The sequence below is a fragment of the Sphingomonas sp. QA11 genome, from assembly GCF_028473665.1.
GTDB lineage: Bacteria > Pseudomonadota > Alphaproteobacteria > Sphingomonadales > Sphingomonadaceae > Sphingomonas > Sphingomonas phytovorans.
The window spans coordinates 951,406-966,332 of sequence record NZ_CP098774.1; the positions used below are offsets into that span (position 1 = coordinate 951,406).

The window sequence follows — 14,927 nt, forward strand, 5'->3', positions numbered from 1 at the left end:
AACGATGGCGACGATGCAGGATATCCTGGCGGGGCAGCGCGCCGCGTTCATGGCCGAACTGCCGGTATCGATTGCCGTCCGGAAGGATCGCCTGAAGCGGGCTGCCGCGATGATCGCCGACAATGCCGACGCCTTTTGCGATGCGCTGAGTGAGGATTTCGGCCACCGCAGCCGCGAGCAATCGATGCTGACCGACATCGCCAGTTCGATCGCGCCGATCAACCACGCGCTGAAATCGGTCGAGAAATGGGCGCGGCGGGAAAAGCGCCCGGTGCTTTTCCCGCTCGGGTTGCTGGGCGCGAAAGCGTGGATCGAATATCAGCCCAAGGGCGTGGTGGGCGTGATCGCGCCGTGGAATTTCCCGGTCAATCTCGTCATGTCGCCGCTTGCGGGCGTGCTGGCGGCGGGCAACCGCGCGATGGTGAAGACCAGCGAATATACCCCGCGCGTCGCCGCCCTGTTCGAGGAGGTGGTCGCCAGATATTTCGCGGCGGAAGAACTGGCCTTCGTCTCGGGCGGTCCCGATGTCGGCAAGGCGTTCGCTGAGCTCCCCTTCGATCATCTCATCTTCACGGGCGCCACCGCGGTCGGGCGGCATATCCTGCATGCGGCGGCGGACAACCTGACGCCCGTCACGCTCGAGCTCGGTGGAAAATCGCCGGTGATCGTCGGCGCCTCGGCGGATATCGCCAAGGCGACCGAGCGCGTGGCCTTGGGCAAGATGCTGAATGCCGGGCAGATCTGCCTCGCGCCCGACTATATGCTGGTCGAAGCCCGGCAGGAGGCCGAGGTGGTCGGTGGGCTCAAGGCTGCCGCATCGGCAATGTACCCGACGCTGCTCGCCAATCCCGATTATACCTCGGTCATCAACGACCGGCATTTCGCGCGCCTCAATGGTCTGCTCGACGACGCCCGGGCAAAGGGGGCGAAGGTCGAGGCGGTCAATCCGGCGAACGAGGATTTCGGCGCTTCCAATGCACGAAAGATGCCGCTCCATATCGTCACCGACGTGACTGACGACATGGCGGTGATGCAGGAGGAGATTTTCGGGCCGATCCTGCCGATACGCCGCTATGACGGGATCGGCGATGCGATCGCTCAGGTGAACCGACGCGACCGTCCGCTGGGCCTCTATTATTTCGGCAGCGACGAGGGCGAACGCCGGCAGGTGCTCGACCGTACGATCGCGGGCGGCGTGACACTCGACGACGTGATTTTCCACATCAGCATGGAGGATCTGCCGTTCGGCGGGGTGGGGCCATCGGGCATGGGCGCCTATCACGGGCTCGACGGCTTCAGGACATTCAGCCATGCCAAGAGCGTGTACCGGCAGGTGAAGCTCGATGTTGCCAAGATCGCCGGACTCAAGCCGCCTTATGGCAAGGCCACGATGAAGGCAGTCGCTCGGCAGATGAAGGGATAGGTTTCCCCGTCCGTCGTGCCCGACTCGTTTAGGCATCGACCATGTCGCAGATTGCCCGCTTTCGAATGTACGGCACCGTGGAAGCAGTACGGTCAGTGCTCCAGCGCCGCGCGTCGGCTCTCCAGCCATGAACGTTCGGCTCGTTCCGGGCTGAGCGTCAGCGCAGCATCGTAGGCCTCTCGCGCCGCTTCGGTCAGACCGACCCGTGCTAGCAGATCGGCACGGACGGCATGATAGGGCAGGAAATCCGCCAGTCCCGGTGCATCCAGTGCATCGACTTCCACAAGCGCCGTTTCTGGCCCGGCGACCTGGGCCAGCGCTACGGCACGATTCAGGCGGACGATACCGTCGTCGCGCAACGCGAGCAGCGCGTCGTACAGCACGAGCACCGATCGCCACGGCGCTGGCTCGGCGAGCGAAGCGCGGGCGCACCATTCCGCATGGATCAACGCCTGCAGGGCACGGTTGCCCGGCGCCCCGGCGCTGAGTGCCCGGGCGAGAAAGGGGCGCGCCTCCGCGATTAACGCTGAATCCCAGTCCGCCGGGTCCTGCTGGTCGAGCGGCACCATCACGCCTCCCGTATCGACGCGTGCCGGGCGCCGCGCTTCGGCGAATCGCACTGTCGCCGCCAGCGCCAGTACTTCCGGCTCTCCGGGAGCCAGCGTGGCGAGCGTCGCGGTGATGCCGAGCATTTCGTACGCGTAGCCGGCATGACGGCCACTGCCGCCGCCGTCCTCATGCGCCCTGGCATAGGCGATCTCGATCGTGCTCAGCACCGCGTCGAGCCGCTCCGGCCATGCGTCGCGACTCGGGACCTCGAAGGGCACGCTGGCACGGGCGATCTTGTGCTTCGCGCGCACCAGCCGTTGGGCGAGCGTCGGTTCGGGAAGGAGAAAGGCCCGCGCGATCTCCGGCGTCGAAAGTCCGCAGACCAGCTTGAGCGTCAATGCCGCGCGGGCCTCCGGATGGATCGCGGGATGGCAGCAGATGAAGATCAGCTTCAGTCGCTCGTCCGGGATCAGCCTGGTATCGGCCATCAGTTCCTCCTCCGGGCTGAGGGGGAGTTCGGGATCGGGCAACGAGGCGCCCGATCGTACCGCGCGCCGCCGAACCATGTCGAGCGCGGCGCGCTCGGCGACACGATAGAGCCATGCCGCGGGATCGCGCGGTATCTCGATTCCCCAGGCCGTAACTGCCCGTGTGCATGCCTCGGCGAACGAATCCTCGGCGATATCGAGATCGCGGAACCGGGCCGCGAGCGCGGCACGAACGCGCGCGCCATGCTCGCGCGCGGCCCGGTCGAGCGCTGGACTCAATCGGTATCGCCGAGCACCGGCCGGATTTCGATCGATCCGTCGGCGTGGAGCGGGAGCTTCTTCGCGATGGCGATCGCGGCATCGAGATCGGGTGCCTCGATCAGATAGAAGCCGCCAAGCTGTTCCCTGGTCTCTGCGAACGGACCATCATGGATTGTCTGCGCGCCGGACCGGGTCACGACGGTGGTGGCCATGCTGGTCGGCAACAGGCCGGCGCCGCCCTGCCGTGCCTCGCCGATGTCGTCGCCGAACGCGATATGGCGCTGGATGATGTCCGTGACGGCGGGGCTGTCGGGCTCCTCGCCATAGACGCTCTCGTCCTCATAGATCAGGAGCATATACTGCATCGGTCGGTCCTCCGTATGCGATCGCGGGATGCGATCGTACCGGGGAGACGCGCGGGCGACAGCGGATTCGACAGGGCCGGGATGTTATTTTTGATGGCTTGCCGAGGGCGTTCCTTCGGCTTCCCCGGCGAACACCCGCCCGACATGCGCCTCGCCTCGGTCTTCCGCCAGGCGCTCCTGGCGATGCCGCTCGGCGTAGCCGGCGCGCTGCTCTTCGTTGCGAGAAGCGTGGCAGGCGGGGCAGCTCACGCCTTCGACATAGAGCGGTGAAGCGCGGCCTTCCGGGCTGACCGGCATGCGGCAGGCATGGCACAGCGCATGCGTTCCGATCTCCAGTCCGTGGGTGACCGCCACGCGCTGGTCGAAGACGAAGCATTCGCCCTCCCAGCGGCTCTGTTCGGTGGGCACTTCCTCAAGATATTTCAGGATGCCGCCTTCGAGGTGATAGACCTCGTCCAGTCCTTCCGCCTTGAGGAAAGCGGTCGCTTTCTCGCAGCGGATGCCGCCGGTGCAGAACATTGCGATCTTGGGTGCGGCAGCGAGCTCGTCGCGATGCGCGCGAAACCAGGCGGGGAAATCGCGGAAGCTGTGCGTCTTCGGGTCGATCGCGCCCGTGAAGCTACCGATCGCGGCTTCGTAATCGTTGCGCGTGTCGATCAGGATCGTGCCCGGCGCGTCGATCAGTTCGTTCCAGTCGGCGGGCGCGACATAGTGGCCAACCTCCTGCAGCGGGTCGATGTCGGGCTCGCCCATCGTCACGATCTCGCGCTTGAGGCGGACCTTCATTCGGTGAAACGGCATCTTCGCGGCGTGCGAATCCTTCACCTCGATGTCCGCGCACCCAGGCAGGGTACGGATATGGTCGAGCACGCGCTCGATCGCCTCGGGCGTGCCCGCGATGGTGCCGTTGATGCCTTCCGCGGCGAGCAGGATCGTGCCGCGTATCCCGTTCTCCTCGCACAATTGTGCAAGCGGTGCCCGCAATGCCGCCGGATCGACGAACCTGGCAAAGCGGTAGAGTGCTGCGACGCGAAGAGGGGCGGGGCGATTAGTCATGCCGGGTCAGCTAGAGTATCCTGGGCCCTCGCGTCAAAAACCGGCATTGCTCCTATTGCGCGCCGTTGCGTTCTTTGTCGGCTGGACGATTCATCCGGACGCGCTGGCGAAGTTTCTCAGCTGAGTGCAGCCCAGTGATCAGCGAAGGCGGACCGCTCCGCATCGGTCAGGTGGAGGCCGATCTTGCTTCGGCGAATCAGCGCGTCCTCCGGGGCCCGCGCCCATTCGCGTCTCTTCATCCAGCGTGCCTCGATCTCGGTCAGGCCGCCGCCTAGGTCAGCGCCCATGCCGGCTGCATCCTTCACGTCGGCCAGCATCTCGGCCAGCATCGTGCCGTAGGCATGGGCCATGCGCCGGGAGCGTTCGTCGCCGAGGAACGGCCAGGTCTGGCGGACCTGCGCCAGGAAGACAGGGAAATCGGGGATGGCACCGCCGGGAAAGACCCGGGCCCGAGACACGCGATGCGCGGTCAGCCCCAGCGGAGCGGCAAGCCTGCCGAGCGCTTCTTCGGCAAGGTGCCGCGCGGTGGTGATCTTGCCGCCGAACACACTTAGCAGGGCAGGGCCGCTCGTATCGAGTTCAAGCACATAGTCGCGCGTGACCGCCTTCGCCTCGCTTGCACCGTCGTCGTAGAGCGGGCGGACGCCAGACCAGCTCGACGTGACGTCGGCGGGCGTGATCTGCTTCGCGAAATGGCTGTTGGCCGCCTTGCAGAGATAGGCGATCTCGTCGGCGCTGATCTTCGCGTCCTCGGGATGGTCGACCGGGATATCCGTCGTGCCGATCTCGGTGAACGCCCCCTGATAGGGGATCGCGAAGACGATTCGGCGGTCGGGCAGCTGCAGGATATAGGCGTGGTCGCCGTCATAGAGCTTCGGCACGACGATGTGGCTGCCCTTGACCAGCCGGACGCCGCTCTTCGCGGTGACGCCGAGCGAGTCGAGCATCTGATGCACCCAGGGCCCGGCCGCGTTGACGATCGCGCGGGCCGAAACCTGCCGTCCGTCCGAAAGGCTAGCGTGCCACACATCGCCCTCCCGCCGCGCCGATTCGAGCGCGACGCCAACCGCGATCTCCGCGCCGTTGTTCGCGGCATCGACGGCATTGAGAACGGTCAGCCGGGCATCGTCGACGAACGCATCGGAATAGACGAAGCCCCGGTTGCCGCCCTTGAGCGGTGCCGAATAGGCTCTGTCGCTCGCCCGCAGACCGCGTGAGCGGGGCAGGGACATCTTCCCGCCGAGCATATCATAGAGATAAAGGCCCAGCCGGATCATCCACCACGGGCGCACCGAGTTTTCCTGCGGCAGAACGAACAGCAGCGGGCGGATGATATGCGGCGCTGCGTGAATCAGCCGTTCGCGCTCGCGCAGCGCCTCGGCGACCAGCTTGAACTCGTAATATTCGAGATAGCGCAGCCCGCCATGGATCAGCTTGGTCGAGGCTGACGAGGTATGGCCGGCAAGGTCGTCGCGTTCGACGAGCAGCACCTTGAGGCCGAGCAGCGACGCCTCGCGCGCGATCGCGCAGCCATTGATGCCGCCACCGATGATGAGAAGATCATGGGCCGTCATATCTCTCACCATCTTATTGCCTCACTTCCGTTAGTCCCGACGTGCCATATAGCCTGTCGAGAACGCCTATCGAGGGACGGGCGTCTCGTACATCGCCTGCGCTTCGATCCCGGCTCCCGACAGCTTCGATCTCTACCCAGCACGCACGGCGGGGAGAACCAGAATTTCTCTATGCAGCCGTGCCATTGACCACCCCCGAGTCGGCTTGTATAGGCGCCGCTGCTCCGACGGGACCGTACCTGTCGGGACAAGCTTGAACATTGCTGGATGCATTCCAGGGCCCGGGGGGTCGAAAGTCCACCCAGCGGTCCTTTTTGTATTCCCGAGCGTCATGGCTCCAGCAAAGTAACCACAGTCTAAGGTGAAGAGATTCATGCCGACGATTAACCAGCTGGTCCGCAAGGGCCGCGACCCGCAGAAGGCCAAGTCCAAGGTCCCTGCAATGGAGCAGAACCCGCAGAAGCGCGGCGTCTGCACCCGCGTCTACACGACGACTCCGAAGAAGCCGAACTCGGCTCTGCGCAAGGTTGCCAAGGTCCGCCTGACCAACCAGCGCGAAGTCATCAGCTACATCCCCGGCGAGGGGCACAACCTCCAGGAGCACTCAGTGGTGCTGATCCGTGGCGGCCGCGTTCGCGACCTTCCCGGTGTCCGCTATCACGTTCTCCGCGGCGTGCTCGATACGCAGGGCGTGAAGGATCGTCGCCAGTCGCGTTCCAAGTACGGCGCAAAGCGTCCGAAGTAAGCCGGTCGGCCTGATTGGCCGACCCCTCAAGGCTGAAGTTTAGAAGGAAAATTCAATGGCACGTCGTCGTCGTCCCGAAAAGCGGGTCATCCTGCCTGATCCCCAATATGGTGATGAGGTCCTCTCCAAGTTCATGAACAGCGTCATGCTGGACGGCAAGAAGTCCGTCGCCGAGCTGATCGTCTATGGCGCCCTCGCAACCGTCGAGCAGCGCGCGAAGAAGGATCCGATCGGCGTGTTTCACGAGGCGCTCGCCAACGTGAAGCCGGGTATCGAGGTCCGTTCGCGCCGCGTCGGTGGTGCGACCTACCAGGTTCCCGTCGAGGTGCGCCCCGAGCGTGCCCAGGCACTGGCCATCCGCTGGCTGATTTCCGCCGCCCGCGCGCGGTCGGAGAACACCATGTCGGCACGCTTGTCGGGCGAGCTGATGGATGCCGCCAACAACCGCGGTAACGCGGTGAAGAAGCGCGAAGACACCCATCGTATGGCCGAGGCGAACCGCGCCTTCAGCCACTACCGCTGGTAATAAAACCTCCTATATTGTGAAGGCCGGGGACGATCCCCGGCCTCCTACATCGCTAAGGAAAATCCGATCATGGCCCGCAGCCATCCGCTCGAGAAGTATCGTAACATCGGCATCATGGCGCACATCGACGCCGGCAAGACGACGACGACCGAGCGTATCCTCTACTACACCGGCAAGTCCTACAAGATCGGCGAGGTCCATGAGGGCACCGCGACGATGGACTGGATGGAGCAGGAGCAGGAGCGCGGGATCACGATCACGTCGGCTGCCACGACGTGCTTCTGGAACGATCACCGCATCAACATCATCGACACCCCCGGCCACGTCGACTTCACGATTGAGGTCGAGCGTTCGCTGCGCGTGCTCGACGGCGCTGTCGCGTGCTTCGACGGCGTTGCCGGCGTTGAGCCGCAGTCCGAGACGGTGTGGCGCCAGGCCGAGAAGTATCACGTCCCGCGGATGTGCTTCGTCAACAAGCTCGACCGTACCGGCGCGAACTTCAACCGCTGCGTCGAGATGATCAAGGATCGCCTGGGCGCCCGTCCGGCGGTGCTGTATCTCCCGATTGGCCTTGAGAGCGATTTCAAGGGTCTCGTCGACCTCGTCGAGAACCGGGCGATCGTCTGGCTCGAAGAGTCGCTGGGCGCGAAGTTCGAATATCGCGACATCCCCGAGGATCTGGCCGATCTCGCCGCGACCGCTCGTTCCGAGCTGATCGAAATGGCGGTCGAGCAGGACGACGACGTGATGGAGCAGTATCTCGAGGGCAACGAGCCCGACGTCGCGACGCTGAAGCGCCTGATCCGCAAGGGCACGCTGAACTTCTCGTTCGTGCCGGTGCTGTGCGGCTCCGCGTTCAAGAACAAGGGTGTTCAGCCGCTGCTCGATGCAGTGGTCGACTATCTGCCGTCGCCGCTGGATATCAAGGACGTCGAGGGTCTGAAGCTCGACGGCGAGACGCCCGATACGCGTCCGCCGGCCGACGATGCCCCGTTCTCGGCGCTTGCGTTCAAGATCATGAACGATCCGTTCGTCGGCACGCTGACCTTCGCCCGTATCTATTCGGGCAAGCTCGAAGCCGCCTCCGTCGTCACCAACTCGGTGAAGGACAAGAAGGAGAAGGTCGGCCGCATGCTGCTGATGCACGCGAACAGCCGTGAGGACATCCAGGAAGCATTCGCCGGCGACATCGTCGCTCTGGCGGGCCTCAAGGATACCACGACCGGTGACACGCTCTGCGCGCAGAACGCTCCGATCATCCTCGAGCGCATGGAATTCCCGGACCCCGTCATCGAGGTCGCGGTGGAGCCGAAGACGAAGGCCGACCAGGAGAAGATGGGCATCGCGCTCAATCGTCTCGCTCGCGAGGATCCGTCGTTCCGCGTCACCTCGGACAATGAGAGCGGCCAGACCATCATCAAGGGCATGGGCGAGCTCCATCTCGAGATCCTGGTCGATCGCATGAAGCGTGAGTTCAAGGTCGAGGCGAATGTCGGCGCGCCGCAGGTGGCTTATCGCGAATATCTCGCCAAGCCGGTCGAGCTGACCTACACCCACAAGAAGCAGTCGGGTGGTTCGGGCCAGTTCGGTGAGGTCAAGGTCAAGCTGACCCCGGGTGAGCGCGGCACTGGCTTCGTGTTCATCGACTCGATCAAGGGCGGCAATATTCCTCGCGAATATATCCCGTCGGTCGAGAAGGGCATGCGCGAGACGGCGGAGACCGGATCGCTGATCGGCTTCCCGATCATCGATTTCTCGGTGGAACTGCTCGACGGCAAATACCATGACGTCGACTCGTCGGCGCTGGCATTCGAAATCTGCGCGCGCGGCGCGATGCGTGAAGGGGCCCAGAAGGCCGGCATCAAGCTGCTCGAGCCGATCATGAAGGTCGAGGTCGTGACGCCCGAGGATTATCTCGGCGACGTGATCGGCGATCTGAACAGCCGCCGTGGCCAGATCCAGGGCACCGACAGCCGCGGTAACGCGACTGCGGTGGACGCGATCGTGCCGCTGGCGAACATGTTCGGCTATGTGAACCAGCTCCGCTCGTTCAGCCAGGGCCGTGCGCAGTACACGATGCAGTTCTCGCATTATGACGAGGTTCCTGCCAACGTCGCCGACGAAGTGAAGGCGAAGCTGGCGTAATCCAAAATCAGTCGCTAAAGGGCCGCGTCCGCGCGGCTCCGCAGCGACCCCGGAATGTGAATAAGAAGAGGCGAAAATGGCAAAAGCAAAGTTTGAGCGGACGAAGCCGCATCTCAACATCGGCACCATCGGTCACGTCGACCATGGCAAGACGTCGCTGACGGCCGCGATCACCAAGGTGCTCGCCGAGACCGGTGGCGCCACCTTCACGAGCTACGACAACATCGACAAGGCGCCGGAAGAGCGCGAGCGCGGCATCACCATCTCGACCGCACACGTCGAGTATGAGACCGAGAAGCGTCACTATGCACACGTCGATTGCCCGGGCCACGCCGATTATGTGAAGAACATGATCACCGGCGCAGCCCAGATGGACGGCGCGATCCTGGTCGTGTCCGCCACCGACGGCCCGATGCCGCAGACCCGCGAGCACATTCTGCTCGCACGTCAGGTCGGCGTGCCGGCGATGGTCGTGTTCATGAACAAGGTCGACCTGGTCGACGACGCCGAGATCCTCGAGCTGGTCGAGCTGGAAATTCGCGAGCTGCTCAGCTCGTACGACTTCCCGGGCGACGATATCCCCGTGATCCCGGGTTCGGCCGTTGCCGCGCTGACCGACAAGACGCCTGAGATCGGCCATGACGCCGTGCTCAAGCTGATGGCAGCCGTTGACGAGTATATCCCGCAGCCCGAGCGTCCGCTCGACAAGCCTTTCATGATGCCGATCGAGGACGTGTTCTCGATCTCGGGTCGCGGCACCGTCGTCACCGGCCGCGTCGAGACCGGCATCGTCAAGGTTGGCGAGGAAGTCGAGATCGTCGGCATCCACGACACCCGCAAGACCACGGTCACGGGCGTCGAGATGTTCCGCAAGCTGCTCGACCAGGGCCAGGCCGGCGACAATGTCGGCGCGCTGATCCGTGGCGTTGCGCGCGACGAAGTCGAGCGTGGTCAGGTTCTCTGCAAGCCCGGCTCGATCAAGCCGCACACCGACTTCCAGTCGGAAGTGTACGTGCTGTCGAAGGACGAAGGTGGCCGTCACACGCCGTTCTTCGCCAACTATCGTCCGCAGTTCTACTTCCGTACCACGGACGTGACCGGCACCGTTGAGCTGCCTGAGGGCACCGAGATGGTCATGCCGGGCGACAACGTCGCGCTGGGCGTCAAGCTCATCGCGCCGATCGCTATGGACGTCGGCCAGCGCTTCACCATTCGCGAAGGCGGTCGTACCGTCGGCGCAGGGGTTGTCAGCGGCATCTCTAAGTAATATAGACGCGCCACCGCCCGATTCCCTGTGGGAGTCGGGCGGTTGCTATTTCAGTGAACAATGGTTCGGTTGTCCTCGGGCAACCCGCTCTTTCGCATCGGTAGGGTTATGGAAACGCAGAATATTCGGATTCGTCTGAAGGCATTCGATCATCGTGTGCTTGATCAGGCCACCGGCGACATCGCCGACACGGCGCGCCGCACCGGCGCACTCATCCGCGGTCCCATTCCCCTCCCGACGCGCATCGAGAAGTTCACGGTGAACCGCGGGCCGCACATCGACAAGAAGTCGCGTGAGCAGTTCGAGGTCCGTACCTACAAGCGGATGCTGGACATTGTTCAGCCGACCCCGCAAACGGTGGACGCGCTGATGAAGCTCGATCTCGCTGCGGGTGTAGACGTGGAGATCAAGCTGGCCTAAAGGCCGCGCTCCAATATGAGATTCGGTTCCGCCACGGCGGAGCCTGATAGGGATACCGCCCGGCTTGCCGGGGTCTGCGTCCCCCGTCACGCCTGATCCTCTTTTCGAAGAGGGGCGGGCACCAGCCCGGGACGGGGCACGCATTATATTTTGGGCTGACACGCCCGTCGGAAATGGTTCCGGCGGGCCTCTGTAATGGGAGCAAGGATCATGCGCACTGGCGTGATCGCGAAGAAAATGGGGATGACCCGCTTGTTCCAGGACGATGGGCGCCATGTGCCCGTGACCGTTCTGGCACTGGAAAATCTGCAGGTAGTGGCCGTTCGCGAGGCCGACCGTGATGGTTATACCGCTGTCCAGCTTGGTGCTGGCACCGCCAAGGCGAAGAATGTCGCCAAGCCGCAGCGCGGCCACTTCGGCAAGGCTGAAGTCGAGCTCAAGGCAAGGCTGGCTGAATTTCGCGTTGCTGACGACGCCGTGCTCGAAGTGGGCGCCGAGATTTCGGCTGACCATTATGTCGCTGGCCAGATCGTCGACATTCAGGGTGTGACCCAGGGTAAGGGTTTCGCGGGCGGCATGAAGCGTTGGGGCTTCGGCGGTCTGCGCGCCACCCACGGCGTTTCCGTCTCGCACCGTTCGCTCGGTTCGACCGGTCAGCGTCAGGATCCGGGCAAGGTCTTCAAGAACAAGAAGATGGCCGGCCAGATGGGCGACAAGAACCGCACCCAGCAGAATCTCGAAATCGTATCGACCGATGCCGAGCGCGGCCTAATCTTCGTCAAGGGCTCGGTGCCCGGCTCGAAGGGTGGCTGGCTGCTCGTCAAGGACGCCGTCAAGGTCGCGCGTCACGCCGATGCGCCGTACCCGGCCGGCCTGAAGGCCGCTGCCAACAGCAACACCGCTCCCGCCGAGACGCCCGCCGAAGAGACGGCTGCTCCGGAAGCGACCGAAGGCCAGGAGGGCTGAACATGAAGGTCACTATTCAGTCCTTCGACGCAGCGGCGAAAGCCGGCGATATCGAGCTCAACGACGAGGTCTTTGGCCTCGATCCGCGCGCCGACATCCTGCACCGCGTCGTCACCTGGCAGCTCGAGAAGCGTCGTGCCACCGCGCGCGGCACTCGTGAGCGTGCCGACGTTGCCCGTACCGGCAAGAAGTTCGGTCGCCAGAAGGGCGGCGGTACCGCTCGTCACGGCGATCGTCGCGCACCGACGTTCGTTGGTGGTGGTAAGGCTCACGGCGCCCGCGTCCGTGATTTCAATCCGTCGCTGAACAAGAAGATCCGCGCTCTCGGTCTGCGCATGGCGCTTTCGAGCCACGCCAAGGCCGGCTCGCTGATCGTCATGGACAGCCTGACCGTCAAGGACAGCAAGACCAAGGCGCTGACCGCTGATCTGACGAAGCTCGGCTTCGGCAAGACCGCGCTGGTGATCGACGGCGATGCAGTCGAGACGAGCTTCGCGCTCGCTGCCGGCAACCTTCGTCAGATCAACATTCTGCCGGCGGCCGGTGCCAACGTCTACGACATCCTGAAGCATGACACGCTGGTGCTGACGCGCGCTGCTGTCGAAAAGCTGGAGGCGCGCTTCAATGGCTAAGAAGCAAAAAGGCGAGATCGACGTCCGTCATTATGACGTGATTGTCGCGCCGCACATCACCGAGAAGGCGACCCTGCTCAGCGAGCAGAACGCCGTCGTGTTCAAGGTCGCCGGCGATGCGACCAAGCCCGAGATCAAGGCGGCCGTCGAGGCGCTGTTCTCGGTCAAGGTCACTGGCGTGAACACGATTGTCCAGAAGGGCAAGACGAAGAAGTGGAAGGGCGTTCCCTATACGCGCTCCGACATGAAGAAGGCGATTGTGACGCTGGCTGACGGTCAGTCGATCGACGTGACGACGGGGATCCAGTAATGGCACTTAAGCATTACAACCCGACCAGCCCGGCGCGACGTGGTCTTATCCTCGTCGACCGCAGCGGTCTGCACAAGGGCGGCCCGATCAAGGCGCTGACCGAAGGCAAGCGCAAGACTGGCGGCCGCAACAACAAGGGGCATGTGACCTCGCGCGGCATCGCCGGCGGCCACAAGCAGCGCTATCGTCTGATCGACTTCAAGCGTCGCAAGTGGGACGTGGACGGCACGGTCGAGCGGATCGAATATGATCCCAACCGCACCGCCTTCATTGCCCTGATCAAGTATCCGGACGAAGAGCTTGCCTACATCATCGCCCCGCAGCGCCTCGCCGTCGGCGACAAGGTCGTTGCCGGTAAGAAGACCGACGTGAAGCCTGGCAACGCCATGGAACTCGGTCAGATGCCGGTCGGCACGATCGTCCACAACGTCGAGATGAAGCCCGGCAAGGGTGGTCAGCTCGCACGTTCGGCTGGCACTTATGTGCAGGTCGTGGGACGCGACAAGGGCATGGTGATGGTTCGCCTCAACTCGGGCGAGCAGCGCTATATCCACTCGAACTGCATGGCGACCGTCGGTGCGGTGTCCAACCCGGACAACGGCAACACCAACCTCGCCAAGGCCGGTCGCAACCGTTGGCTGGGCAAGCGCCCGCTGACCCGCGGCGTCGCCAAGAACCCGGTCGACCATCCGCACGGCGGTGGTGAAGGCCGGACCTCGGGCGGCCGTCATCCGGTCACCCCGTGGGGCAAGCCGACCAAGGGTGCACGCACCCGTCACAACAAGGCGACCGACAAGATGATCATCCGGTCGCGTCACGCGAAGAAGAAGGGCTAACCGCAATGGCTCGTTCCGTCTGGAAAGGTCCGTTTGTGGATCTTCACCTGCTCAAGAAGGCAGAGACCGCGCAGGAAACCAACGCGCGTGCGCCGATCAAGACCTGGTCGCGCCGCTCCACGATCCTGCCGCAGTTCGTTGGCCTGACCTTCACCGTCTATAACGGTCGCAAGTTCGTGCCCGTGTCCGTCAACGAGGACATGGTCGGGATGAAGCTCGGCGAGTTCGCGCCGACGCGCTACTTCCCGGGCCACGCCGCCGACAAGAAGGGCAAGCGCTGATGTCGAAGGCAAAATCCCCCCGCAAGGTCGGTGAGAAGGAAGCTCTCTCGGTCGGTACGCAGATTCGCGGCTCGGCTCAGAAGCTCGGTCTCGTCGCTGCGCTGATCCGCAACAAGAAGGCCGGCGATGCGATGAACATCCTCGCCTTCTCGACCAAGGCAATGGCAGTCGATGCCCGCAAGGTTCTCGCCTCGGCGATCGCCAACGCGGAGAACAACCACAACCTTGATGTCGACGCGCTCGTCGTGTCGGAGGCGTCGGTTGGCAAGTCGATCGTCATGAAGCGTTTCGCGACCCGCGGTCGCGGCAAGTCCACGCGCATTCTCAAGCCGTTCTCACGGCTGCGGATCGTCGTGCGTGAGCAGGAAGAAGCATAATGGGTCAGAAGAGCAATCCGATCGGTCTGCGTCTCCAGATCAACCGCACCTGGGACAGCCGCTGGTATGCGGAAGGCGCCGACTATGGTCGTCTTCTCCTCGAGGATCTGAAGATTCGCGCGTACATCATGAAGACGCTGCCCCAGGCGGCGATCTCCAAGGTCGTGATCGAGCGTCCGGCGAAGCTGTGCCGCGTGTCCATCTATGCCGCACGCCCCGGCGTGATCATCGGCAAGAAGGGTGCGGACATCGAGAAGCTGCGCCGTCTCCTCGGCAAGATGACTTCGTCCGACGTGTCGCTGAACATCGTCGAGATCCGCAAGCCTGAAGTCGACGCGAAGCTCGTCGCCCAGGGCATCGCCGATCAGCTTGAGCGTCGTATCGCTTTCCGCCGCGCCATGAAGCGTGCGGTGCAGTCGGCGATGCGCCTCGGCGCTGAAGGTATCCGGATCAATTGTGGCGGTCGCCTCGGCGGCGCCGAAATCGCCCGGTCCGAATGGTACCGCGAAGGCCGCGTTCCGCTGCACACGCTGCGTGCGAACGTCGACTATGCCGAGGCGCAGGCACACACCGCTTATGGCGTGTGCGGCGTGAAGGTCTGGATCTTCAAGGGCGAAATCCTGGGCCATGACCCGATGGCGCAGGACCGGATCATGATGGAGGCTCAAACCTCCGGCGTCCGTCCGGCGCGCTAAGGAACAAGAGC

General features: G+C 63.9%; 17 protein-coding genes. 13 read left to right on the top strand and 4 right to left on the bottom strand.

Going from position 1 to position 14,927, the window contains the following annotated elements:
- Positions 1–4 precede the first annotated feature (4 nt).
- Positions 5–1,423 carry a coniferyl aldehyde dehydrogenase gene (locus tag NDN01_RS04435; protein WP_443025194.1) on the top strand — a complete coding sequence of 473 codons (1,419 nt, stop codon included), beginning with the start codon at positions 5–7 and terminating at the stop codon, positions 1,421–1,423.
- 92 nt (positions 1,424–1,515) lie between these two features.
- Here the strand turns inward: NDN01_RS04435 and NDN01_RS04440 are convergent, their stop codons facing one another.
- From NDN01_RS04440 to glpD, 4 genes are all read right to left on the bottom strand, one after another.
- On the bottom strand, positions 1,516–2,739 hold the full coding sequence (locus NDN01_RS04440; RefSeq protein WP_272626134.1) for an RNA polymerase sigma factor: 1,224 nt from the start codon (positions 2,737–2,739) through the stop codon (positions 1,516–1,518).
- Positions 2,736–3,086, bottom strand: coding sequence for a YciI family protein (locus NDN01_RS04445; RefSeq protein WP_272626136.1), 351 nt, complete (start codon positions 3,084–3,086; stop codon positions 2,736–2,738). Before NDN01_RS04445 ends, NDN01_RS04440 begins: the two co-directional genes overlap by 4 nt.
- Before the next feature lie 84 nt (positions 3,087–3,170).
- A complete protein-coding gene (trhO, locus tag NDN01_RS04450; RefSeq protein ID WP_272626138.1) occupies positions 3,171–4,142 on the bottom strand; it encodes an oxygen-dependent tRNA uridine(34) hydroxylase TrhO in 972 nt (323 codons plus the stop codon).
- Between the two features lie 116 nt (positions 4,143–4,258).
- Entirely contained in the window at positions 4,259–5,716 is a 1,458-nt protein-coding gene (gene glpD / locus NDN01_RS04455) for a glycerol-3-phosphate dehydrogenase (protein ID WP_272626140.1), read from the bottom strand.
- Positions 5,717–6,089: 373 nt separating this feature from the next.
- On the opposite strand from glpD, the gene rpsL reads away from it, so the two are divergent.
- The 12 genes from rpsL to rpsC all read left to right on the top strand — a co-directional run bounded on the left by rpsL (position 6,090) and on the right by rpsC (position 14,916).
- Positions 6,090–6,461 carry a 30S ribosomal protein S12 gene (rpsL, locus tag NDN01_RS04460; protein ID WP_019516007.1) on the top strand — a complete coding sequence of 124 codons (372 nt, stop codon included), beginning with the start codon at positions 6,090–6,092 and terminating at the stop codon, positions 6,459–6,461.
- A 55-nt stretch (positions 6,462–6,516) separates the two neighbouring features.
- Positions 6,517–6,987 (top strand): 30S ribosomal protein S7, encoded by a 471-nt coding sequence (rpsG, locus tag NDN01_RS04465; RefSeq protein WP_272626145.1) that lies wholly within the window; start codon positions 6,517–6,519, stop codon positions 6,985–6,987.
- Between the two features lie 69 nt (positions 6,988–7,056).
- A complete protein-coding gene (fusA, locus tag NDN01_RS04470; RefSeq protein WP_272626147.1) occupies positions 7,057–9,132 on the top strand; it encodes an elongation factor G in 2,076 nt (691 codons plus the stop codon).
- 76 nt (positions 9,133–9,208) lie between these two features.
- Positions 9,209–10,399 carry an elongation factor Tu gene (tuf, locus tag NDN01_RS04475; RefSeq protein WP_272626149.1) on the top strand — a complete coding sequence of 397 codons (1,191 nt, stop codon included), beginning with the start codon at positions 9,209–9,211 and terminating at the stop codon, positions 10,397–10,399.
- A 108-nt stretch (positions 10,400–10,507) separates the two neighbouring features.
- Complete coding sequence (rpsJ, locus tag NDN01_RS04480; RefSeq protein ID WP_034161642.1) at positions 10,508–10,819, top strand: 30S ribosomal protein S10; 312 nt, start codon at positions 10,508–10,510, stop codon at positions 10,817–10,819.
- A gap of 210 nt (positions 10,820–11,029) precedes the next feature.
- Positions 11,030–11,785 (top strand): 50S ribosomal protein L3, encoded by a 756-nt coding sequence (rplC, locus tag NDN01_RS04485; RefSeq protein ID WP_272626154.1) that lies wholly within the window; start codon positions 11,030–11,032, stop codon positions 11,783–11,785.
- Between the two features lie 2 nt (positions 11,786–11,787).
- Positions 11,788–12,417, top strand: coding sequence for a 50S ribosomal protein L4 (rplD, locus tag NDN01_RS04490; protein ID WP_272626156.1), 630 nt, complete (start codon positions 11,788–11,790; stop codon positions 12,415–12,417).
- Positions 12,410–12,727 (top strand): 50S ribosomal protein L23, encoded by a 318-nt coding sequence (locus NDN01_RS04495; protein ID WP_272626158.1) that lies wholly within the window; start codon positions 12,410–12,412, stop codon positions 12,725–12,727. The genes rplD and NDN01_RS04495 overlap by 8 nt, the downstream gene beginning before the upstream one ends.
- Complete coding sequence (rplB, locus tag NDN01_RS04500; RefSeq protein WP_272626159.1) at positions 12,727–13,563, top strand: 50S ribosomal protein L2; 837 nt, start codon at positions 12,727–12,729, stop codon at positions 13,561–13,563. Before NDN01_RS04495 ends, rplB begins: the two co-directional genes overlap by 1 nt.
- Before the next feature lie 5 nt (positions 13,564–13,568).
- Complete coding sequence (gene rpsS, locus NDN01_RS04505; protein ID WP_034161646.1) at positions 13,569–13,844, top strand: 30S ribosomal protein S19; 276 nt, start codon at positions 13,569–13,571, stop codon at positions 13,842–13,844.
- Positions 13,844–14,221, top strand: coding sequence for a 50S ribosomal protein L22 (gene rplV / locus NDN01_RS04510; protein WP_272626161.1), 378 nt, complete (start codon positions 13,844–13,846; stop codon positions 14,219–14,221). Before rpsS ends, rplV begins: the two co-directional genes overlap by 1 nt.
- Positions 14,221–14,916 carry a 30S ribosomal protein S3 gene (rpsC, locus tag NDN01_RS04515; protein ID WP_272626163.1) on the top strand — a complete coding sequence of 232 codons (696 nt, stop codon included), beginning with the start codon at positions 14,221–14,223 and terminating at the stop codon, positions 14,914–14,916. The genes rplV and rpsC overlap by 1 nt, the downstream gene beginning before the upstream one ends.
- Positions 14,917–14,927 lie beyond the last annotated feature (11 nt).